This window comes from Paraburkholderia phymatum STM815 (genome assembly GCF_000020045.1).
GTDB classification, from domain to species: domain Bacteria; phylum Pseudomonadota; class Gammaproteobacteria; order Burkholderiales; family Burkholderiaceae; genus Paraburkholderia; species Paraburkholderia phymatum.
Genome location: NC_010627.1, coordinates 517,342 through 540,567, shown reverse-complemented (window position 1 = coordinate 540,567; position 23,226 = coordinate 517,342). Strand labels below are relative to the sequence as shown.

Genomic DNA, 23,226 nt, shown 5'->3' with positions numbered 1-23,226 from the left:
CCCTATGCATTTTGAAAACACCGTGCAATCACTCTGCGATCGCATACGGACTGGTACACTGTCGGCAGCAGAAATCCGGGAGCGCATACTCGGCGCGGATGTACGTGCGGCGACACTCAACTGCTTCATTCGTACATGCGACGCCGAGACGTACTTTGCTAGAGCGAACGACGCTTTAAAAGGTGCACCACTCTTTGGCATCCCTTTTTCCTTAAAGGATAATATTTGTGTTAAAGGTCTCCCTGTTACTGCGGGAACACCGGGAATGGAAGATTGTATTGCCAAGCGCGATGCTTCTATCGTCAGGAAGCTGAAATCCCTCGGAGCTGTCGTCGCCGGCAAGAACAATATGCATGAACTTAGCTTTGGCATCACATCGGTCAACCCTCAATGGGGGACTGTGGTGAATCCAGCAGCTCCCGAGCATTTGGCCGGAGGGAGCAGTGGCGGTTGCGCCGCGGCTGTGGCAGCCGGCATCGTTCCCATCGCAATCGGGACGGACACCGGCGGCTCGGTAAGAATACCGGCCGCCTTCTGTGGCATTACTGGCTTTAGGCCCACAAGCGGTCGATGGTCTTCAGCCGGAATCATCCCCGTTTCCCGAACGAAGGATTCCCCAGGCCTGCTGACGAAGACAGCGAAAGATGCGCAGCTTCTATATGAGTTGCTGACCCCCGAAGATCAGCTTCCGACAAAAATAAAAAGTACTCGACGCCGAATCGGCCTTCCGGCGTCGATGTGGACGGAACTGGATGATGATGTCCGAAAGCACTGCGCGCACGCCGTCAGACGACTGACTCGTGCAGGTTTCCAGTGCATCGAACTGGATGATTCGGCTGTTGCCGGGCTAAATAAGGCCGGAACGTTTACCGTTCCGATTTATGAATTTTTCACGGATTTCCCTCGGACATTGCTTTCGCTGGGGTGGGCAAACAGGATAAATACAGTATTCGACAACATTCGTGACACTGGTGTCCGAGATATCATTCACACCAATCTGGCCGGAAAGTTTATCTCCAGTCGAGACTATTCATCCGCAATCCAAAGTATTGCTGCCTTACGCATGCAAATGAATACGTTGTTTAGCAACTGGGACATTGATTTTCTCGCTTACCCGACCGTTCCGCGTTGCGTACCGCGTCTGATCGATGCCGGGCGGCCCGGACTATTTGCGGACGTGATTCGCAACACCGATTTGGCCAGCAACGCTGCGATGCCTTCTATCACCCTTCCTGTCGCGCCCGATAAGTCACTGCCGGTGGGACTGAGTTTGGACGCTGCGCGAGGTCAAGATCGCCGCCTCCTAGCCGCAGCAACATGCATTGAAGAAATTCTGATTTCGTAATAGTGGGCTACCGTGTAGCACCGCTCAGCGCAACAGCGCCCGCGGCAACTCGTCTCACACGCACTGTCAGGAGGGCAAACTGTAAATGCAAATTTCCTTGAAGAGGATAAATGCGCTCTTTGACCCTGGCAGTTTTGTTGACCACCACCAGGATGAGAGGAGTCATTTCATCTGCGGTGAAGGATTGGTAAATTCGGTAAGGACGTTTCTTGTCATGAATCGCGGGCAAGACTGTGAGTTCCATGGAAGTGGCCAGTGGCACACTGCCGGGCAAATCATAAGCACGGTAACTCAGGCTAAGAATAACGGTGCCCCGTTGATCTACATTCAGGACCAGTCTGGAGGGACAGGTAGCTTCGACACAACAAAAGTGCTTTCCCGAGACATGTCCAGACTGCTTTTGTCTCCATCGGGAATGGGCCGGGTAAGCGCATCTATCGCGGAATTTGCAGAAACTAATCTGCTGATTTCCGCCATACTCGGTCCTACTTCAGGCCCGCTTGCTTTACCGCTGATGCTCGCAGACTTGGTACTGATGACTGAGAAGGGCGCTTTATGTATGGGTCGGCCGGATATGGTGAAGGCCATGCTGGCGCAGGAGTCCGACCTCTATTCACTAGGCGGAACAAACGTCCACAGCAAGGACTCAGGCTCGGTTCAGCTGGTATTTGATGACGAAGGAAGCTTGTTCCAATGCTTAAAAAAATTGGTTAACGACATTTTTAAAGGCAGCTCACGCAGCGCTTTTGAATATCAAAATCCCGATCCGACCAATTTTGAAAAATTGATTCCGTCGAATCACCGAACACCATATGACATGCATGATTTGCTATATTCTTTTATCGATAAAGGCAGTCTGACCGAAATGAGCCCACAATACGCGCAGGAGGTATTGACGGGCTATGCAACCATCGGAGGGAATCTGATCGCGGTTATCGCCAACAACCCTCGACACAACGGAGGCATAATCCATCGGAAATCTGCGTCCAAAATGGTCAAAATGATAAACATTGCTGCCAAAACCAAAACACCGATTATATTTGTTGCTGATGTCCCCGGATTCATGATCGGGAAAGAAGCGGAACGTAGCGGCATATTCTCGGCGGCAGCAGAATTGTTTCGATCGCATATTCAATGTAAGGTTCCGAAGTTACTCCTTGTTGCGCGAAAAGCTTACACCGGCGGTGTCTACGCCATGTGCGGACCCGGGTTCAACCCGGTAGCAGTGCTGGCATATCCGCATGCGCATATTGGCGTTTTCAGTCCGGATACGATGAACAAGGTTTTATCTAACCTTGACGAGGACGCAAGGATCACAGTGCAAACACTAACCAAAGAAATTGAGGATCCAAGGTTATTAAAAAGTAGCGGACTGATTACTGACGTTATTGATATAGAACAAACAAGGGATCAACTAACTAAATATTTATTTCCTAGCTGATAATGCTCTCGTATTTTTCCGGCCGTTTACTTTTAAAAGCACACTTGAAATATTTTGCATCAAAACGGCCAAGTATTGGCGGACTTGCCAATACTTGATTCTGAGAATGATGTCCTCGGCTTTCATGGCAGCATTCCTTCGCTGTTTTTGGTGTAATCATTGCATCACACAGCGCACTGGAAGATGCTTTGGACCACCGACGAAGCTGGACGCGATGAATTCAATTTCACCCGCCGGCTCGATAAGCCGCAACCTCGGGATCAGTTCCTCAAACAGGATGCGCATCTCCATGTTTGCGAGATGCTGACCAAGGCACACGTGAGCGCCAACGCCGAATGCGAGATGCCGGTTCGGTTTGCGGTCGATATTGAAATTGAACGGCTCAGGAAAGACTTCCTCGTCAAAATTTGCTGAGCCGTAGCAGAGCATCAGCCAATCGCCCTTCCGGATTGTTCGTCCTCGGACGTCGGTGTCGACAGTTGCCGTACGCATGAAATGACGCACAGGCGATGCGTAACGACAGGTTTCGTCGATAAACTGCGGAATCAGCGAACGGTCCGCCTGAAGTCGCGGCAGCAGCTCAGGGAAGCGGCTCAACGCCCACATCGCGACTGAGATGGACGATGAAACCGTATCGTGCCCCGCAGCGGCGATGATCACGTAATAGCCAAGAAGGGTTCTTTCATCGATAGGCTGGCCATTGACCACCGCGTTGGCTAGTACGCTCGCGATATCGTTACGTGCGTTCGCCCGGCGGTCTTCGGTGAGGCGCTTGAAGTAGTCCTTGAAGTCGGCCACAACGGACAGCAGAGCCTTGCCCATTGCGCTGCTCGAGTCGCCTTGGCGCTGCATCTCGCGCTTGTATTCCGCATCCTCGCTTCCGAACATCTCATGAGTCAGCGTCAAAAGCCGCAGCGAATCCTCCTGCGGAACGCCGAGAATATCCATGATCACGTTCAGCGGGTAGTGCGATGCAACGTCGTTCGCAAAATCGATCACTTGCCCGCTTTGCTGCAGCAGTTTCGCGGTCATCGCACGTGCCAGCGACCGAATGCGGCCGTCAAGCTTGATGATGCTGTTCGGCATAAACCATGACTGTGTCAGCGCACGTAGATTCTTGTGCTCGTCCCCATCGACATGCACGAGCGAGCGGACAATGTTCGGGCTACCAGTTGCGGAAATGACATGCTCGATCGACGCTTTCGGCCGGCAGACGACAGAATACTCGCCGTTGCAAAACGAGACGGTGTCTCGTGAAATCATGGAGACGTCGGCGTGTTTCGTGACCACCCAGAACGGATCATGCCCGTCCGCCATTGCACGCCCGACAGGGTTGTTCGCGCGCGCCCAAGCATACGTTTCATGGAGACGATCAGGGTTGGTATAGTAATGCGGATCAACCAGATGGTTTGCCATGTCTTTTGGCAGGTCGTAATTTGACATGTTCATGACGGTAGGACGGTTTAAAATGCGTCGTGAAATCGGCGTGGCCAATAACCACACGCAAAAACGACTGACTGTTAGGCCAAGATTGCGTTCGCGCGACCGCAACACGAAACTTCCGAGACCGGTACCAATTGCCAATACACGCATTTCACGGCCACCACCTGCTGTGATGTTCGCACAGTCGATGACTATGCGGCCCGGAATGGTGGTCTGAATGCGCGCAGAGTATCGTGAGCTTGTCAAGTGGCTGGCTCGTCGCGCCGCGGACGATGCAATTGCGTCGACGTCTGCGAATCGGCGAACTCCGCCGAGTTTGCGGGCTCTGTGCTCTTTCGTTCGGCTATGCTATCGATAGTAGTCCTCTTGGCTTTTGCAGTGAACACATAAATTTTCACCTTGCGCGTTGACCGTCTCGGGGCGAAGATCATACGGTTGGTGAAAATCGTACGCTTCTTGCGATCATGAAGACAACGACCGTAAGTTGATTAACGTATTCGCCCCCGCGCTCAGGCCGAGGGAACCGAGCGTAGCTATTGCGGCTGCCAATATGTCGGTGAGTTGCTTTTCTCGAAGGAACTGGCCATACAGCGATGCGGTCGACCTATCGATCATGGCATAAGTGTACCGTTGCACATTTCATCGGAAAAGAGCTTGCGAGTAGGCGGCATGATTGAAATCAATGGTGTCGCCCGGGCACCCAGATTGACTGTGATAGTGAAATCAATTTTTCCAGCTTCGGCTCGGGTCGCGTGCTTTGCTCATGCCTTTGCCGAGACCATTACGTCGCGTCGATACTCGGAGCGATGAGGCCGGTCAAAAATGACGATCCGCAGCGTCATGCCAGGAAGCCACCCCTCGAAAAGAAGCTCGCGCACCGCGCCGGCGAACTTGTACTTGAGCCTTTGTTCCGGTTAGCTCTTCCGTCCGTCGAGGAACGTCGCGCTGAACACGGACACCACTGCACACTATGTAAGTGCTATCCGCTATCATTGCGCTTGAACGAGCGGCGTACGCGCCGCAAAGAATACCTCTGCATCCCGGCGGGCCGCGGACAGACGGTTTGTTGCGCACTAGTGCGAACGGCGAATGCGCCACTACGAAAGCTAACACTGTTCTAGGCCCGACGCCCTTCTGACAGAAAGAGCGTGTGCGCCACTCACCTTCCTCACCGCCTATTCGACGATCAACCCATGCCGGATCGCATACCGGATCACCTCAGCATTGTTCGAAAATCCGAGCTTCTGCATCAGGCGCGTCTTGTATGTACTGATCGTTTTCGCGCTGAGCGCGCACGCGTCGGCGATTTCGTTGATGCTCCGGCCCGCCGCGAGCATCTGCAGCACCTGAAACTCGCGGTCCGACAGCACCTCATGCGGCGGCACGTCGCCGCGCTGCGTTTCGAAGATCATTCCATCGACAAGTTTCGGATCAATGAAGCGGCCGCCGTCCGTGAGCTTGCGGATCGCCGCGAGCAGCACGTCCGGGTCGCTGTCCTTGGTCAGATAGCCCGTTGCGCCCGCGCGCAATGCGCGCGAGGCCACCTGTGCCTCATCGTGAATGCTCAGCACGAGTACGGGCAGCGACGGTTGCTCCACCCGCACTCTGCGGATCAGATCGACGCCACTGATGCCGGGCATTGTCATGTCGAGCAGTAGCAGATCGACGACACAACTGCGCAGCCTGTCGATCACTTCTGTCCCTTGCACCGCTTCCGCCGCGACGATGATATCGCTCGTGGTTGCGATGATCTGCCTGAGTCCGCCACGGACGATCGCGTGATCGTCCGCAATGAGTATCCTGATCATGTTCGAGGTCCGCCATCGAGCGGAATATGAATGGAAACCATGGTCCGCGCGCCCGGCCTGCTGCCGATCGGAAGCGATCCACCGATCAGCAGCGCGCGACAAGCCGCGAATGAAAGCAGCACTTTGAGACCGTGAGAAGCAACGCATCGACTGCCTCGCTCACCAGAATGACGAGCGCGGTGCGACGAAGTAGCAATGGAGATTCGGCTCCGTCACCTCATGCCAACCGCTGGATATCAGCCTTCACTCGGCGCATGAGATACTGTTGTTACACCATCAAGATCCAGGGTGATCGCGCAGCTAATGGCGAGCACCGTCGCGAGACGCCGCAGTTTCAGGGCGCCACCGCATGTAGCCAAACCGTTCCACCGCGCATCCAACCTGACGAGCGCCGTATTCCCCGCGAGTGCCGCCGTTTGGCTATCCTATTCTGCACTCGATCTCAAAAACGAGTTCACCGCGTCTTGCCCAAATTCTTCCCTGCGGTTCTTGCCTGCTTCTTCAGCTCTTACGCCTGCGCCGCTAATCGTGCTTTCTCCGGTGACTCGCCCACAGCCATCGGCTTCGCCACGGACGCCGGGCGTTCGATGAGAACGTCGATCTTATCCGCCATTTCGCAAAGCGAGAAAAATCCGTATTCGCCGAGCTGGTCCGTGTCGTACCGCCGTAATTTACGCATTGTTTCACCCAAACGTCTCAGCGCGGCAGGCTTGCTGTCTATTCTCTCGCTCCGAGAGATAAGCAATTGTCACACTTCGCGTGGCGTGGGATTTTCGACGCCGGATTTTCGCACAACTGGTTTAACGACGCTGTCAGGACGCACTGGAAAACCGATGCGAGACATCCTGATTAACGCGTCAGGAAATCCTGAGCGCCATTTGCTCGTAGAGCCTGCGGCCGATGCGCGAGAACCTTCTATGCCGTTGCATCATGCCTCTTTTCTCGTGGGAAATTCTGGCGCTTCCAATCGGCCGCAGCTATGGGTTTCGTGGTGGTCAGCACGAGTCAAGTAACATCTGGCGATGCGGGAGACGAAATGCGCTTTATCGCGACCATCGCTTCCCGGCGATCGCCATCAGTTGCGCTGCGCGCCCGTACTACCGCTTCCGTTGAGCCTGCGTACAACAAGACGTTATTGCTCGAATGGAGCGTTGTGGTCCGCTACGAAATCTTTGGACGTTGGGTGCGATACGTTCGGCGCAGCTTCGCACCGTGCGGTCAAATCGGCTCGCCGCGCATCCCGCACCATACGACATCTGAGGATGTGCTAGAACGTTTCGCGGCGCATGCGTTCGCATCGCGCCGCCGTGAGCGCCTCGAAGGCAAGAGCGTTCCGCTGAAGTCGGGTCGGTGTCGCGGCGTTGCCGGAGGCAGGTCTCGAGATCGGCGGGCAGAGGTGCGCGCTGCACGGCGGGATGCTCTGAAACGCACACGCATCGCCGCTATCCGATTTGCGCAATACCAATTTTCCGGGCGGTTGACCTAACCTGAGCGCCGGTGCTCCACGGCGAACTTGATCAGCTCTGCCTGACCATCTATTTCGAGTTTGCGCTTCAGATTCTGCCGATGCGTTTCGACGGTTCTCACTGACAGACCGCTGCGCTGTGCGATCTGCTTGCTCGACAGACCTTCGGCCAGTTGGTCAAGAATGTCACGCTCTCGCGGTGTCAAACGCTCCGTAGGATCACGAAGGGTCGATGCCTGGATAAGCCGCGCGCCAAGTCCTTCGCTAAAGAACGTCTTCCCATCAAGAACCGCACCGATCGCGCGAATGATTTCCGCGCCCGGTGAATCCTTCAACAGGTAGCCGCGCGCACCGGCGCGAACAGCGTTGGTCACATACTCAACGTTGTCGTGCATCGACAGCATGAGCACGCGTATGTCAGGAAAGCGCTCATGAAACAGCGCGGCGAGCGTTATTCCATTGATCCCCTTCATGCCGACATCCATCAGAACGAGGTCGGGCTCCTGCGCAGCCGCGAGCGTCATCGCTTGTTCCGCATTCCCCGCTTCGCCGACGACGGCAAAGCCTGGCACAGCCTCAAGACGCGCGCGCAAGCCGTCGCGCACAAGCGGATGATCATCGACAAGGATGAGGCGGGCCGCGCCCGTTGGATAGCTCATGAATGGTTTGCCTGCAGTTCTTCCGGAAGCGGGCCGCGCATGAAAAGCGGCACGGTCGCCGTGACTATTGTATGGCCCGCGTGTGAGTCTAGTTGCAGGCTGCCGTTGAGAGCCTCCAGCCGCTCACGGATGTTGCGCAGACCGACGCCACCAAAAAGATCGGACTGTACGCGTTCGACATTGAAGCCCCGTCCGTCGTCGCTGATGGAGAGAGTGATCTCGCTTCCCGATACTTCGAGCGCCACCGCCGCCCGACTCGCATGTGCGTGCCGGAGAATATTGATTAACGCTTCCTGCGCGATACGAAAGAGCGTGGTTTTCACAGTATCGGGCAAGTGCGCGGCGTGATCGTGGCAAATCTGCGTGAACCCGATCGCCAGTTGACTCTGCGCGCTCAACTCGCGCGTCAGCTGTTCGAGCGCCGCGGCGAGGCCCAGATCATCGAGCATCGAAGGACGCAGTGCATGCGAGATCCGGCGCACCTCGCGCAGCGCATCAGCGAGACGCGTGATCCCCATAGACAGCGCTGCTTCTGCCGACGGGACGCGCGTTGCACTCAGCTCGAAGCGCGCAAGCGCCGATTCGAGTAGCAGCTTGACGGACACGAGCATCTGGCTGATGCCGTCGTGAAGTTCCCGTGACAGCCGCGCCCGTTCGTTTTCCTGCGACTCGACCACCTGCTGTGCGAGACGCTTGAGCTTGGCATCGGCGCTGCGATGCTCGCTTACGTTCAACACAAGCGCGCACACGGCGATCACACCAAGCCCGGCCAGCGCAATGGTGCCGATCCACATCATCGTGTGGTCAATATCGGCCGATGCGCGCCGATCGATGCTTGCGAGAGTCGTATCAACATCATCCAGATAGATGCCTGTGCCGAGCATCCAGCCCCAGCGCTGTAGTGGCACGACATAGCCGAGTTTCGCTGAGAGCTTGCCCGTCGATGGACGATGCCACACATAACGTACATAGCCGCCTCCCTGTGCCGCCACGGCGAGCAGTTGTTGGATTGTCGGCGCCCCTGCGGGATCGCGCAGCGTCCACAGGTCACGGCCGACGAGATTCGGCTCGCGCGGGTGCATCAACGAACGGCCATGCATGTCGTAGACGAAGAAGTAGCCGTCGGGTCCGAAGTCCATTTTCTGCAACATCGCGAGTGCGCGGTCGCGCAGCATGGCATCGTCGCGCGCATTCTTGCCGGCCTCGTCGTACAGAGGCTTGATGGCGCCAGTCGCGAGATCGACATAATTGCGCAATTCGATTTTCTTGCTGGCCATATAGGCCAACTGAGTCGTGTCGTGCTGCGCCTTCGCGAGCGTCGTCGCCTGATGACGCACGCCGAAGGCAATGCCAGCTATCGCGACGAGAAACGGTACGATGGCGAGCAGAAATATCTTCGCTTTCAGTTTCATCTTGGTAAACCGGTCGGTCGGGCTACGTATAACTACGTAGCACACTTACGTAGTTGTGCGCTTGTGACGCACTCGATGAAGACGAATACTACACGCCCAAAGCATGGCACATCCCTGACTATGCGCGGCGGCCCGCACAGCGAGCCGCAGTGGACCCGGCCTGCTGCGCTGATGGTCGTTTCATAAAACTATATTGGAGACTCCTATGAACCGCGCATCCAGTTTTCTGGTGTGGACGGCAGTCGCACTGTTGGGCGCATTCGCGTTCGGCACCATCGCGCTCACGCACGGCGAAAAGGTCAGCGCCCTCTGGGTCGTGATCGCCGCCGTCTGTGTCTACCTAATCGCGTACCGCTTCTACAGCCACTTCATCGCAAATCAGGTCGTGCAGCTCGACGGCCAGCGTATGACGCCTGCCGTGCGGCATAACGACGGTCTCGACTACGTGCCGACTAACAAGTACGTGCTGTTCGGCCATCACTTCGCGGCCATCGCGGGCGCGGGTCCGCTCGTCGGCCCGGTCCTCGCCGCGCAGATGGGCTACATGCCCGGCATGCTCTGGATTCTCGCAGGAGTCGTGTTCGCAGGTGCGGTGCAGGACTTCATCGTGCTCTTTATTTCGACGCGCCGGGACGGACGTTCGCTCGGCGATCTCGTGAAGATGGAGCTTGGCACTGTCCCCGGAATAATTGCGCTGTTCGGCGCTTTCCTCATCATGGTGATAATTCTCGCCGTGCTGGCGCTGATCGTCGTTAAGGCACTGACGAACTCACCGTGGGGTACGTTCACGGTCGCCGCGACGATTCCCATTGCTCTTTTCATGGGCATCTACACGCGCATTCTCCGCCCGGGCTGTATCGGTGAAGTGTCGGTGATCGGCTTCGTGCTGCTGATGGCATCGATCGTATTCGGCCAGCAAGTGCACGATTCCGCAGCACTGGCCGCCTGGTTCACGTTCAGTGGCACACAGCTCACCTGGATCCTTATCGGCTACGGTTTCATCGCATCGGTGCTGCCCGTGTGGCTGCTGCTCGCGCCGCGCGATTATCTGTCGACGTTCCTGAAGATCGGCACGATCCTCGGCCTTGCAATCGGCATTCTGATCGTCGCACCGGAACTGAAAATGCCGGCGATGACGAAGTTCATCGACGGCACGGGCCCCGTCTGGTCGGGCAATCTCTTCCCTTTCCTCTTCATCACCATCGCTTGCGGCGCAGTGTCCGGCTTCCATTCACTGATTTCATCGGGCACGACGCCGAAACTGCTCGACAATGAAGCCAACGCGCGCTTCATCGGCTATGGTGCGATGTTGATGGAATCCTTTGTCGCCATCATGGCCCTAGTCGCAGCGGCAGTGATCGAGCCGGGCGTGTACTTTGCGATGAACTCACCAGCTGCGGTGCTCGGCAACATGCCTGAAGCCGTAGCGCAGACCGTGTCTCAATGGGGTTTCGTGCTGACCCCGGAAATGCTGACGCAAACGGCAAAAGCCGTCGGTGAAACCACCATCGTGGCGCGCGCAGGCGGCGCACCGACGCTCGCTGTGGGTATGGCTCAGATTTTGCATCAGGTGATCGGTGGTCAGGCGATGATGGCGTTCTGGTATCACTTCGCGATCCTGTTCGAGGCACTTTTCATCCTGACGGCGGTCGATGCGGGCACGCGCGCCGGCCGCTTCATGCTGCAGGACCTGCTCGGCACATTCCACCCTGCACTCAAGCGCATAGATTCGCTCCCCGCCAATCTGATCGCAACTGCGCTGTGCGTCGCGGCGTGGGGCTACTTCCTCTATCAAGGCATCGTCGACCCGTTGGGCGGCATCAATACGCTCTGGCCGCTCTTCGGCATCTCGAACCAGATGCTTGCGGGAATTGCACTCGTGCTCGGCACGGTGGTGCTCTTCAAGATGAAGCGCGAACGCTTCGCATGGGTCACGCTGGTACCGACCGTGTGGCTACTGATCTGTACGATGACGGCAGGCTGGCAGAAGATCTTCGATGACAACCCGATGGTCGGCTTCCTCGCGCACGCAGCGAAACTTGGCGCAGCTGCCCGTGCAGGCAAGATCGTCGCGCCCGCGAAGTCTGTTGCGCAGATGCATCGCGTCATGTTCAACGACTATATCGACGCGGCGCTCGCCGGACTGTTTATCTTCGTGGTTGTCACTGTTGTCGTGTATGGGGCGCTTGCTGTCGTGCGTGCTCGTCGCGAAGATTGTGCTACTGATCGGGAGATGCAATTCGAGATGCTGCCCACCGACCAACGTACAGTTAGCACTAACTGACCGGAGGCCGTGATGTTTTCAGGACTGAGGCACGACGTGCGTAACGCCGGGCGCTATCTCGGCCAGACCATACGATTGATGGTCGGCTTGCCCGACTATGAGACGTACGTTTCGCATATGAGGAAGATACATCCCGACCGGGATGTGATGAGCTACGAAGAGTTTTTTCAGGAACGGCAGGCAGCGCGGTACAGAGCAAGTACGGGGAAGTGTTGTTGAACTTACAGGTGCCGGCTCATCCGCAAGCAGCTCTCGTCCCGATCCATCCTGGAGCGACGACCGCCCGCGAGTTTTGACAGAGCTTTAGCACTTAACGATGCGTCATCGAACGGGTTGCTTTCATTCACCTTCACAACACGTACTTGCCACCCTGATGGGTGACCTTTCCGCGGGCGATCACCACCATACCCTTATAACGCAGTAGCACCGGGCGGTTTGAAGCCTGCTGCTACAAATCGACTCCGGGAGGCGCACACTCAATACGGCACCACACGGATTCACTTGTGTTCGTGACACACATTCGGGTACTACGTGGTGCCTGGTTGCGGACGCGAACCTTGACCGGTGAGCAAGGCCCGCGTCGAACGTATCGCACTAACGTCGAATGATTTCGAAGCGGACGACAACGCCCCGTTTGAACAACAACTTCTCGATGTCGCGCAGGCTCAACTGAACCCGGTAGAACATGCGCACGGCGCGACTGTTGACGCTTGCCGTCAAGCGATGGTCGAGATGAAGCGCAATTCTTTCGCCTTCCGCATCGCCAGATGTTATCCGAGTCACTCGGCAACGTGACAATACCTCCCGAAGGAGTATCCGATTCGCGGACGAAGCTATTAAACGGGCTGGCGACACAACCCGCCAATGCCGTACGTTCGCACCGGTGCATGTTCGGTCCTTGGAGCGCGTCCAGCCCAGTCTCGTCCGACGACGTTTCTTCTTACGTTTTATAGGTGCCATACTTGCAGGATACAGCGCATAATTACCGATTCGAACGGCTTAGAGTATGCGGTAAATGAACGTTCAACGCTTTTCCGAAAATCGAAATAACCGCCAAGTCCTCTGGGAGGACGCGGACCGTGTCCTCTGTCGGGTTTGTCAATCTCGCGGCAGCGAAAGCGTTCTGGTTGTACAGACCACGGCGGCGAATCCCTCAGCCGACACCATCCTTCGTCTCACGCATGAATTCGAGCTGAAGGAGAAACTCAACAGCACATGGGCGGTACGGCCGATAGATCTGATTCGCGGAGAAGGCCGGACTGTATTGGTGCTCGAAGACCCGGGCGGCGAGCCGCTCGAACGGATGATCGGCGCGCCGATGGAAATGGGAACTGTTTTACACGTTGCCATCGGCATTGCTGAAGCGCTGGGCAAACTCCACCAGCGCGGTTTCGTCCATAAGGACCTCAAGCCCGCTCATATTCTGACAAACTGTGCGGATGGTTTCTTGCGGCTCACCGGCTTCGGCATCGCTTCAGAACTGCCCCGCGAGCGTCAATCCCCAGTGCCACCTGAGACGATTGCGGGCACGCTGGCATATATGGCGCCCGAACAGACAGGGCGAATGAACCGCTCGATTGATTCCCGAAGTGACCTCTACTCATTTGGCGTTGTGCTCTACCAGATGCTCACCGGTGTATTGCCGTTCAATGCCGACGATCCGTTGGAATTGGTGCACTGCCACGTTGCTCGCAAGCCGATGGCGCCGAACGCGCGGGCGGGGAGAATTCTGCCCGTCGTCTCGGAAGTAGTTATGAAGCTGCTCGCGAAAACGCCCGAGGAGCGCTATCAGACCGCAGCCGGTGTGGAACGTGACCTCCGACGTTGTCTCACCGAATGGGAGCGACAGCGGCACATCGAAGTCTTTACGCTCGGCGAGCACGATACGCCTGATCGGCTGTCGATTCCCAATAAACTTTATGGTCGGCAACGTGAGATCGACGCTCTGGTCGCGGCGCTTGACCGCGTCATCGCTAGGGGCACACCGCGATTGGTGCTGGTTTCCGGTTATTCGGGCATTGGTAAGTCGGCGATCGCGAATGAGCTACAGAAGGTGCTCGTGCCGTCACGAGCACTCTACACGTCGGGTAAGTTCGACCAATACAAGCGCGACATACCGTACTCGACACTGCTGCCCGCTTTTCGTGATCTGGTGCGCCGGCTTCTCACCCTGCGAGAGACGGAACTGGCGATTTGGCGCGAGGCGTTCGTGGAGGCACTGACGCCAAACGCGCGACTCGTGACTGACCTACTCCCCGAGCTTAAGCTCGTCATCGGCGACCAGCCGCCCGTCCCCGAACTGGATTTGCATCAGGCACAACGCCGTTTCCAGCTAGCCTTCCGGCGGTTCGTGAGTGTCTTTGCCCGGCAGGAACATCCGCTGGTGCTGTTTTTCGATGACCTCCAATGGCTCGATACCGCGACGCTGGACCTGTTGCAGGATTTTCTAACCTGCCCGGATCTGAAGTATCTGATGATCATTGGCGCGTATCGAAGCAACGAGGTAGACACCAATCATCCGCTGATGAGTAAGCTTCAGGCATTCAGGAGCATGGGCGCGGCGGTTGACGAGATCGCGCTTCTACCGCTTACCCGCGAGCACGTGGAGCGATTGATTGCAGAAGCGCTCCACACAACGCCGGAACGGGTCTCGCCACTTGTGCAGCTCATACATGATAAGACTGGCGGTAATCCGTTTTTCGTCATTCAATTTCTACACGCACTCGCCGACGAGCATTTACTCACTTTCGACCACAACCTGGCCTGTTGGCAGTGGCGTCTGCCACAAATTCGCACAAAGGGCTACACGGACAACGTGGCAGACCTGATGGTCGTAAAGCTGGCCCGCCTCCCTGCCGAAACGCGGCGGGCATTGCGACTGCTCGCCTGTCTCGGCAATACCGCAACGCTCGGGATTCTGTCGAAAATGTTGGGGAAAACCAAGCAAAGTGTGCGCACGTCGCTGATACCAGCGGTACACAAGGAGCTTGTCGATGATCTGGGAGATGCCTACAGGTTTGCGCACGACCGGGTGCAGGAAGCTGCCTATTCGCTGATCCCAGAAGGCTTGCTTCCAAAGGTCCATCTGCGTATCGGGCGCCTGCTCGCGACACAAACCTCTCCCGAGAAGCGCGAGCAGGCGATATTCGATATCGTCAGTCAACTCAACCGCGGGACAGCGCTGATGGATGATCAGGAGGAACGCGACCAACTTGCTGCATTCAACCTGATAGCCGGCCAGCGCGCCAAGACGTCGACGGCCTACGAATCAGCGCTCACTTATCTCATCATGGGTGCGCAACTCCTAGCCGACGACCGCTGGGAGCGCAAGCACGAACTCATCTTCACACTCGAGTTAACTCGAGCCGAATGCGAATTCCTGACCGGTCGACTGTCGAACGCAGAGCAACGCTTGAACGTGCTGTCACTTCGCGCAACACGTATCATCGAACAGGCGATCGTCACATGCCTGCAAATGGACGTTTACCTGACTCTTGATCAGAGCGATCGTGCAGTCGCTGTTTGCCTCGAACATCTCCGTCGCGTCGGGATTCATTGGTCAGCCCATCCTAGTGAAGAAGAAGTACAACGGGAGTACGAGCGCATCTGGATCCGGCTTGAGGGTCGAGTGATAGAGGACCTCATCGACTTGCCACTAATGAAGGACCCAGATTCTCTTTCGACGGCTGATGTGCTGAGCAAGCTCTTGCGCCCAGCATGGTTCACGGACGCGAATCTGGCCTCGCTGACGATATGCAAAGCGGTCAGTCTCAGCCTGGAGCATGGCAACTGCGACGCGTCCTCTTTCGCGTATGTTATGTTTGCACGGATAGCGGGACCGCGGTTTAACGACTATCAAAAAGGGTTCAAGTTTGGCGATCTCGGCTACAGGCTCGTCGAACAACGCGGCCTCAAGCGCTTTCAGGCGGTCACGTATCTTTGCTATGCGCTTTATGTCGCGCGCTGGACGAAACACGTGCGGATGAGCCGTGAGGTGCTGGATAATGCATTCAAGGCGGCGAATCGAATCGGAGACCTGCCGTCTGCCGCCTACACGTGCTGCCATGTCATTTCCAACCTGCTGTTTGTCGGCGAGCCATTAGGCGCGGTGGAGCATGAAGCCGAACAGGGCCTAGTCTTTTCCGAAAAGACGGGCTTTGGCATGGTTGTCGATAACCTGAGCACGCAGCTCGCGCTAATTCGAATGCTCCGCGGCTCAACACTCCGATTTGGGAGCCTCGATGACCGCAACGTCAATGAACCTCGCTTCGAGCATCGTTTGTCGGGCAACCCCGCGCTGGCGACCGCTGCGTGCTGGTACTGGATCAGGAAATTGCAGGCACGCTATATTGCCGGCAACTACGCGGAAGCTGTTGACGCTGCAGGGACGGCGCAACAACTGCTCTGGACGTCTTCGTCACATTTGGAGGAATGTGAGTATCACTTCTACGGCGCGCTGGCCCGAGCGGCATATTACGATCACGTTCCGGCCGGAGAGCGGCAGGTTTGCCAAGATGCCATAGCGACGCATCACCGGCAACTGAAAATCTGGTCGAAGAACTGCCCCGCAAATTTCACAGATCGCGTGGCGTTGGTCGGTGCCGAGATTGCCCGGTTGGAAAATCGCGATGTTGACGCGATGCGGCTCTTTGAAGAAGCCATCGTGTCAGCACGCGCTAATGGCTTTGTCCATAACGAAGCTGTAGCGAACGAACTCGCGTCCCGTTTCTACGCGACACGCGGTTTTGAGAAGATCGCACGCATATATGCCAAAGAGGCCCGACAGGCCTACCAACGGTGGGGTGCCGATGGCAAGGTGCGACAACTCGACGACCTTCATCCGCATCTCATGGACAAGGAGCGAGCGCCAACGCCAACTACCACTATCGGGGCGCCCATCGAACAATTGGACCTCGCTACCGTGATCAAGGTATCGCAGGCAATCTCGCGCGAGATCGTCCTGGACAATCTGATCGATACGGTCATGCGCACGGCGATCGAACAGGCGGGCGCGCAGCGGGGGATGCTCATCCTACCAGACGTCGACAAACAATGGATAGCGGCTGAAGCTACAACGGACGGCAACATGGCTCTCGTGCAGTTGAGGACTGTGCCCATTAATGCGACGTTGATGCCCGAATCAGTGCTTTACCATGTCTTACGCACCGGGGAGAGCGTCATCCTCGACGATGCCGCAGAGGACCCTGCATTTAGCACGGATCGCTATATCCGCGAGCATCGGCTGCGTTCTATCGTCTGCTTGCCTCTAACGAACCAGGCCAAGCTTACGGGCGTGCTCTATCTCGAAAACAATCTGATCACCCGCGCATTCGCTCCTGCTCGAATTGCAGTGCTTCGCCTTCTGGCCTCACAGGCAGCAACATCGCTTGAGAACACTCGCTTGTATGAGGACCTTACGGAGCGCGAAGCTAGAATCCGTCGTCTCGTCGACGCAAACATCATCGGCATCATCGTGTGGAACGCTAATGGCGACATTCTCGAGGCCAATGACGCATTTCTGAGAATGGTGGGATACGAGCGCGAGGACCTCGTCTCAGGCCGCATACGCTGGAGAGATCTGACGCCGCAGGAATGGCAAGAGACCACGCAAGACGCCCTAGCACAGATTTTGCGGACGGGGCGCGTGCAGCCATCCGAAAAGGAATACATTAGAAAGGACGGCAGCCGTGTACCTGTTATGGTTGGCAGAGTTGCTTTCGAATCCAGTCGGAAAGAAGGCGTCGCCTTCGTGGTCGACCTGTCAGAGCGAAAAGAAGTGGAGCACCGCTTGCGGGAATCATACGAGATGCTGCGCGAACTCACCTCGCGTCGCGAGACGGCACGCGAAGAAGAGCGCAAACGTATTGCACGTGAAATGCACGACGAACTCGGGCAGCATCTCACCGCACTTCGCCTAAGACTCTCTGCTTTGCAGATGAAACTGTACACTGACTGTCCGAAGCTTGTCGAGCAGACGCAGGCACTGGTTTCTCTCGTGGACCAAACAATGCAAGTTGTACGGGGCGTCATCACATCGCTACGCCCAGCCGCGCTGGACACAGGCATCGTGGCCGCACTCGAATGGCTCGCTGCCGAGTTCAATCGCAATCGACGTATAGAGTGTCGCCTGCTCGTGCACGATGAGAACATCGCAATGGACGAGGACCGGGCTATCGTGCTGTTTCGCCTGGTTCAGGAGGCACTGACCAACGTCTCTCGTCATGCGAAAGCCACGAGGGTGGTCATCACGCTTGAGCGGACGGCTAATGCTTACCTTCTCGAAGTACGCGATGACGGCGAAGGTTTCGACGTTCAGGCTGCCCGAAAGAAATCCTTTGGCCTGGTGGGAATGGAAGAGCGCGTTCTGATGCTCGGCGGCCAAATCGAAATTGTCAGTTCACCGGGTGCCGGAGCTGTAATAAAAGCGAGCCTGCCTGATAGTTAGGCCGCGATCGCAAAATGCGGGATGTTCGTCAACCGCACGCCGCACGCCATGCGTAAGAATTCGCCGCAACGGCACAAATAGTTCGTCCAGATGCCATGCGGTACCGGAAGCGCGGGCGCGGCCCGCCGTGCAAAACCCGTGCGAAATGTTCACACCTGCGTCGAATGGGTTTCGTAGCGGACGAAAACAGCCCGTTTGGACAGCAACTCCGCGATGTCGAGCAGTAACTCAAAATCGCTATTACCAGCGCACGGCGCAACAGACAATTTCAATGTGGCCGCCGAGCGGCTGGGCGGGCACTGACCATCACCCAGCGAGAGTTTCCAGTCCTTCTTGCCGACTTTAAAGGCCATGTACAGGGACGGCCACCCGCCGTCGAATTCTGTCCGCGGAGAACCGTGTCAGGCGCATCCATTTGCGTGCCCCTTCCGAGAAAACGAGTGTGCGAGCCCCGTCTTACTCCTGTCGGGCGCACGCGCACCATCGCTGCGCTCCCGTATGGCATCTACGTGAGGACCACACGCACGTCAGCGGACAATATCAAAGCTGTAATCTGTCTTCGAAATATCAATGGTATTCGCGTCCATTGTTTCGAAGAACTCATCCAGCAGCGCCAATAGAATTCGCAAGCCGCCAGAATACCCCCAAGTCGGGTAGCGATGATAGTGATGGCGGTCGAATATGGGGAACACGAGCCGTACGAGGGGCGTCCCAGTGTCGCGCTCCAGATACTTTCCGTATGTGTTGCCAATCAGGAAGTCCACTGGCTCCGTGAATAGCAGCGAGCGCATGTGCCAAAGATCGCGTTTTGGGTAGACCTTGCATCCTGCACCGTATGGCGATGCATCCAACAGGGCTCTGACCTTCTCTGCCCAGCCATCGTTGCCATTCGTTGCGAGCACGTGCACCGGCTCCGCACCGAGTTCAAGCAGGAATTGCGTGTACCCGAGCATCTGGTCCGGATCGCCATAAAGGGCGTAGCGTTTGCCGTGCAGATTCGCCTGACTGTCCGCCATGGCATCGACGAGTTGGCCGCGCTCCTTTTCGAGCTCTGCGGGAATTGGTCTGCAGGTCACACGCGAAATCTCCATGAGGAAGTGGTCGGTCCCGCCAACGCCGACGGGCGCATTCAGCGAGATCACTTCCTGGCCATGATCGGCGATGAACTTGCCCGTCTTCTCACAGCAAAACTCCTGAAAGACGAACGTTGCCTTTGCGTTCAACGCGCGCTCGACCTCCTCTTTCGTTGTTCCGCCCTGGTACATCCGGAACTCGCCATCGGTTGGCGTATTCCATGTCTCGGACGGGTCACAAATGATGTTGACTTTTACCCCGAACAGATCAAAGATCCGTCGAACCTCTTTCATATTGCCGACCACGAAACCATCGAATCCACCGATAAAGTTCACGGTGTCGTCCGGCACGCGAGTGAGCGGTGTGGTAGTGCCAGCCTTGCCGTCCCAAAAATACTTCAGAATGCCCAATAGCGCATTGTCGTAGCCAGTCACATGGCTGCCCACAAACGCGGGCGTGTGGGCAAACGGCACGTCATAGTCTTGCGGTACGCTGCCCTTCTGCTTGCTGTTCTTAATGAACGCATCGAGGTCATCGCCGATCACCTCTGCCATACATGTTGTCGAGACGGCAATCATCTCGGGCTTGTACAGGTTGTATGCATTCGCGAGGCCATCGATCATGTTGTTCAGCCCGCCGAACACCGCGGCGTCCTCTGTCATCGACGAACTGACGCACGACGTCGGCTCCTTGAAATGTCGCGAGAAATGCGAGCGGTAATAAGCCACGCAGCCCTGTGAGCCATGCACGAACGGCAAAGTCTTGTAAAAACCGTTGGCCACGAAGACTGCGCCAAGCGGCTGGCACGCCTTTGCTGGATTCACTGTCAGCGAATCTCGAGCAAAATTCTTCTGCTTGTAATCCTCAGTCTTTGTCCATTCGGCGACCTGCGTCACCGCCTCATCAGGATGATTGAACTCGAAGTTTTCCCTCTTGTTGCGGAGAAGTTCCTGATACTCTGGCTCGCGAAAAAGCAGTTCGTGATCGAGAATTTTATCGGTGGATTGGGGCATGACACGCTCCTGAATCGAAAATCTGAACAGCCTTCTGTCGGCACCGTTGTGCCATAAGCGCCCGGTTGCGCTCAGGCAGCCTTTTTCCACGGGGCCTTCGAGAGACCCCATACTGGACTCGAGATCGCCATGTCCATGTCGCGCGCAAAGATCGCGAAGCCGTCGTAGCCGTGATAGGGGCCGGAGTAATCCCAGCTGTGCATCTGCCGGAAGGGGACGCCCATCTTCTGAAAGACGTACTTTTCCTTGATGCCCGAGCCGACGAGATCCGGCCTCGTGTGCTCAACAAATTTCTCGAATTCATAGCCGGTCACGTCGTCGTAGATCAGTGTGCCGTCGTTAACGTGGTGCGTCGTGCGCTGGTAGTCGTCGTTGTGAGCGAACTCGTAGCCGGTACCGACGACTTCCATGCCAAGGTCTTCGTATGCCCCGATAACGTGACGCGGGCGCAAGCCGCCCACAAACAGCATCACCTTCTTGCCTTGCAGACGCGGCTTATACCTAGCTATGACAGCATCCATCAACGCGCGGTATTTAGCGATCACTTTTTCGGCATTCGCCTTGATTGTGTCATCAAATCGGCTCGCGATCTCACGCAGGCTCTTCTCGATCATTGTCGGACCGAAAAAGTTGTACTCGACCCACGGAGTCCCATACTTCTCTTCCATGTGCCGGCTGATGTAGTTCATTGACCGGTAGCAGTGCAGCAGGTTAAGCTTGGATTTCGGCGTACTTTCGAGTTCAGCAAGCGTGCCATCGCCCGACCACTGCGCGATGACGCGCAAACCCATCTCCTCAAGCAGGATCCGGCTTGACCACGCATCGCCGCCGATGTTGTAGTCACCGATGATCGCGACGTCGTAAGGTGTCGACTCAAGTGAGGGCCGCCTGTTCGGATCGGCGTGGTCGAACACGCAATCGCGGATCGCATCGTTTGCAAGATGATGGCCGAGTGACTGCGACACACCGCGAAAACCCTCGCAGCGTACCGGCACGATCGTGTGCCGCCCGTACTGCGTGCTCTTCTTCTTTGAGACTGCCTCGATGTCGTCACCGATCAGACCGATCGGACACTCAGTCTGGATGGAGATACCTCTGTTGAGCGGAAAGAGCTCCTGGATCTCGTCGATGATCTTGTCGAGCTTCTTGTCGCCGCCGAACACGATGTCCTTCTCCTGGAAATCGGAAGTGAACTGCATCGTGACGAACGTATCGATGCCCGTCGTGCCGACATAGTAGTTGCGGCGCGAACCCCACGAGTACTGGCCGCAGCCGACGGGGCCGTGACTGATGTGAATCATATCCTTGATCGGCCCCCAGACAACGCCCTTAGAGCCGGCGTACGCGCAGCCGCGAATCGTCATCACGCCGGGCAGCGACTTGATGTTGGACTTCACCCCACAGTCGGGCTTGCCCTGTTCAAAGGAACCCAGATGCTTGGCGCGGCGCTTGGCCATCTTTTCGGGGTAGGCCTGCAGCACTTCGTCGATCAGGGCCTTGTTGGCGGCCTTGCGTTCTTCAACCGTCGCGGTCATTGCATATCCCATAAGTGGAGAATGTCATCGCCGGATCCGGCCGCCGCACGGCGACCTTCGCCCGGCATTCGTCAGGCGGTCAGTTCGGCCGCCGTTTTGCCGACCTGCGACTCGTCGACCTGCACCATGATGCCTTTCTCCATCAGCAGGTCTTCGAGCTGGTCCATCGTGATCGGCGTCGGAACCACGCCATTGCCGCCGTTGTGGTGAATCTTCTCGGCAAGCGCGCGATACTGGCCCGCCTGTGAGCTGTCCGGCGCGTACTCGATCACGGTCATTCGCCGCAGTTCCGCGTGCTGGACGATGTTGTCGCGCGGCACGAAGTGGATCAGCCTCGTGCCAAGCATCGTCGCGAGCGATTCGGCAAGCTCCAGTTCCTTGTCGGTCTTGCGCTCGTTGCAGATGAGCCCGCCCAGGCGCACGCCGCCACTGTTCGCGTATTTCAGGATGCCCTTCGAGATGTTGTTCGCCGCGTACATCGCCATCATCTCGCCTGACATGACAATGTAGATTTCCTGCGCCTTGTTCTCGCGAATGGGCATGGCGAAGCCACCGCACACCACGTCGCCGAGCACGTCGTACGACACATAGTCCACGCCGTCATACGCGCCGTTCTCCTCGAGGAAATTGATCGACGTGATGACGCCACGGCCCGCGCAGCCGACGCCCGGCTCAGGCCCCCCCGACTCGACGCAGCGGATGTCCTTGTAGCCGATCTTCATCACGTCATCGAGTTCCAGGTCCTCGACTGAACCCGCTTCCGCCGCAAGCGAGAGAATTGTGTCCTGCGCCTTCGCGTGCAGTATCAGGCGCGTCGAGTCAGCCTTTGGATCACACCCTACGATGAGGATCTTCTGCCCGAGGTCGCTCAGCGCCGCAAGCGTATTTTGCGACGTGGTGGACTTGCCGATGCCGCCTTTGCCGTAGAAGGCGATTTGCCGAAGTTGAGACATTGTCGTACTCCATTGACATGGAAGGTGAAACCAGGGTTGCGAATCAGATCTGCAAAGCCGCGACCATGTCCTCAGCCTGCGGTGTCCGTATGGTCTTCTTCTGTCGAGTCACGCATCGGCCGGATTGTGTCCGCGCGGCCCCGTTGACGCAGCTTTTATGCCATGAGTGCGCAGATCGTCGAAACCCTGGCCAGGCCGGGTTTCCGCCGGGTTCCCCCGAATGGCCGCCTGCGACGTTCGCGACGTCGCCTTCCCGACAAATCGCGCACCTTTTGTCGCAAACGACATGGGCAGCACCGGGCAGTCTGCCCGTATAGCCTGCCTGGCGTTGGCCCTGGCATTGGTACGG

14 protein-coding genes are annotated in these 23,226 nt (G+C 57.0%); 6 read left to right on the top strand and 8 right to left on the bottom strand.

Annotation, left to right across the window (positions count from 1 at the left end):
* The first annotated feature begins 4 nt into the window (after window positions 1-4).
* The gene (locus BPHY_RS38320; protein ID WP_012406794.1) at window positions 5-1,345 is read left to right on the top strand and encodes an amidase family protein; all 1,341 of its coding nucleotides are present in this window, start codon (window positions 5-7) and stop codon (window positions 1,343-1,345) included.
* An 85-nt stretch (window positions 1,346-1,430) separates the two neighbouring features.
* A complete protein-coding gene (locus tag BPHY_RS38315; RefSeq protein ID WP_012406793.1) occupies window positions 1,431-2,786 on the top strand; it encodes a carboxyl transferase domain-containing protein in 1,356 nt (451 codons plus the stop codon).
* Window positions 2,787-2,942: 156 nt separating this feature from the next.
* Here BPHY_RS38315 and BPHY_RS38310 read toward each other — a convergent pair whose 3' ends face one another.
* From BPHY_RS38310 to BPHY_RS38290, 4 genes are all read right to left on the bottom strand, one after another.
* Entirely contained in the window at window positions 2,943-4,235 is a 1,293-nt protein-coding gene (locus BPHY_RS38310; protein ID WP_012406792.1) for a cytochrome P450, read from the bottom strand.
* A 1,169-nt stretch (window positions 4,236-5,404) separates the two neighbouring features.
* Entirely contained in the window at window positions 5,405-6,037 is a 633-nt protein-coding gene (locus tag BPHY_RS38305; protein WP_012406790.1) for a response regulator, read from the bottom strand.
* A 1,482-nt stretch (window positions 6,038-7,519) separates the two neighbouring features.
* Window positions 7,520-8,161 carry a response regulator gene (locus BPHY_RS38295; RefSeq protein ID WP_012406788.1) on the bottom strand — a complete coding sequence of 214 codons (642 nt, stop codon included), beginning with the start codon at window positions 8,159-8,161 and terminating at the stop codon, window positions 7,520-7,522.
* Window positions 8,158-9,573: a cache domain-containing protein gene (locus tag BPHY_RS38290; RefSeq protein WP_041766642.1), complete on the bottom strand. Its 1,416-nt coding sequence runs from the start codon at window positions 9,571-9,573 to the stop codon at window positions 8,158-8,160. Before BPHY_RS38290 ends, BPHY_RS38295 begins: the two co-directional genes overlap by 4 nt.
* 205 nt (window positions 9,574-9,778) lie before the next feature.
* On the opposite strand from BPHY_RS38290, the gene BPHY_RS38285 reads away from it, so the two are divergent.
* The 4 genes from BPHY_RS38285 to BPHY_RS38275 all read left to right on the top strand — a co-directional run bounded on the left by BPHY_RS38285 (window position 9,779) and on the right by BPHY_RS38275 (window position 18,302).
* A complete protein-coding gene (locus tag BPHY_RS38285) occupies window positions 9,779-11,857 on the top strand; it encodes a carbon starvation CstA family protein (protein WP_012406786.1) in 2,079 nt (692 codons plus the stop codon).
* Between the two features lie 12 nt (window positions 11,858-11,869).
* Entirely contained in the window at window positions 11,870-12,076 is a 207-nt protein-coding gene (locus tag BPHY_RS41100) for a YbdD/YjiX family protein (protein WP_012406785.1), read from the top strand.
* A 345-nt stretch (window positions 12,077-12,421) separates the two neighbouring features.
* Window positions 12,422-12,652, top strand: coding sequence for a hypothetical protein (locus tag BPHY_RS42405; protein ID WP_143062436.1), 231 nt, complete (start codon window positions 12,422-12,424; stop codon window positions 12,650-12,652).
* Window positions 12,653-12,872: 220 nt separating this feature from the next.
* Window positions 12,873-18,302: an AAA family ATPase gene (locus tag BPHY_RS38275; protein WP_012406784.1), complete on the top strand. Its 5,430-nt coding sequence runs from the start codon at window positions 12,873-12,875 to the stop codon at window positions 18,300-18,302.
* Window positions 18,303-18,451: 149 nt separating this feature from the next.
* On the opposite strand, the gene BPHY_RS43010 is transcribed toward BPHY_RS38275, so the two are convergent.
* From BPHY_RS43010 to nifH, 4 genes are all read right to left on the bottom strand, one after another.
* Complete coding sequence (locus BPHY_RS43010) at window positions 18,452-18,655, bottom strand: hypothetical protein (RefSeq protein WP_041766640.1); 204 nt, start codon at window positions 18,653-18,655, stop codon at window positions 18,452-18,454.
* Between the two features lie 174 nt (window positions 18,656-18,829).
* Window positions 18,830-20,389, bottom strand: coding sequence for a nitrogenase molybdenum-iron protein subunit beta (nifK, locus tag BPHY_RS38265; RefSeq protein WP_012406783.1), 1,560 nt, complete (start codon window positions 20,387-20,389; stop codon window positions 18,830-18,832).
* A 71-nt stretch (window positions 20,390-20,460) separates the two neighbouring features.
* On the bottom strand, window positions 20,461-21,924 hold the full coding sequence (nifD, locus tag BPHY_RS38260) for a nitrogenase molybdenum-iron protein alpha chain (RefSeq protein ID WP_012406782.1): 1,464 nt from the start codon (window positions 21,922-21,924) through the stop codon (window positions 20,461-20,463).
* A 71-nt stretch (window positions 21,925-21,995) separates the two neighbouring features.
* Window positions 21,996-22,877 carry a nitrogenase iron protein gene (gene nifH / locus BPHY_RS38255; RefSeq protein ID WP_012406781.1) on the bottom strand — a complete coding sequence of 294 codons (882 nt, stop codon included), beginning with the start codon at window positions 22,875-22,877 and terminating at the stop codon, window positions 21,996-21,998.
* Between the last annotated feature and the right edge of the window lie 349 nt (window positions 22,878-23,226).

Coding starts and splice junctions, on each gene's coding strand:
- BPHY_RS38320 (WP_012406794.1), top strand. CDS start 5: ATGCATTTTGAAAACACCGTGCAATCACTCTGCGATCGCATACGGACT.
- BPHY_RS38315 (WP_012406793.1), top strand. CDS start 1,431: ATGCAAATTTCCTTGAAGAGGATAAATGCGCTCTTTGACCCTGGCAGT.
- BPHY_RS38310 (WP_012406792.1), bottom strand. CDS start 4,235: ATGAACATGTCAAATTACGACCTGCCAAAAGACATGGCAAACCATCTG.
- BPHY_RS38305 (WP_012406790.1), bottom strand. CDS start 6,037: ATGATCAGGATACTCATTGCGGACGATCACGCGATCGTCCGTGGCGGA.
- BPHY_RS38295 (WP_012406788.1), bottom strand. CDS start 8,161: ATGAGCTATCCAACGGGCGCGGCCCGCCTCATCCTTGTCGATGATCAT.
- BPHY_RS38290 (WP_041766642.1), bottom strand. CDS start 9,573: ATGAAACTGAAAGCGAAGATATTTCTGCTCGCCATCGTACCGTTTCTC.
- BPHY_RS38285 (WP_012406786.1), top strand. CDS start 9,779: ATGAACCGCGCATCCAGTTTTCTGGTGTGGACGGCAGTCGCACTGTTG.
- BPHY_RS41100 (WP_012406785.1), top strand. CDS start 11,870: ATGTTTTCAGGACTGAGGCACGACGTGCGTAACGCCGGGCGCTATCTC.
- BPHY_RS38275 (WP_012406784.1), top strand. CDS start 12,873: ATGAACGTTCAACGCTTTTCCGAAAATCGAAATAACCGCCAAGTCCTC.
- BPHY_RS43010 (WP_041766640.1), bottom strand. CDS start 18,655: ATGGCCTTTAAAGTCGGCAAGAAGGACTGGAAACTCTCGCTGGGTGAT.
- nifK (WP_012406783.1), bottom strand. CDS start 20,389: ATGCCCCAATCCACCGATAAAATTCTCGATCACGAACTGCTTTTTCGC.
- nifD (WP_012406782.1), bottom strand. CDS start 21,924: ATGACCGCGACGGTTGAAGAACGCAAGGCCGCCAACAAGGCCCTGATC.
- nifH (WP_012406781.1), bottom strand. CDS start 22,877: ATGTCTCAACTTCGGCAAATCGCCTTCTACGGCAAAGGCGGCATCGGC.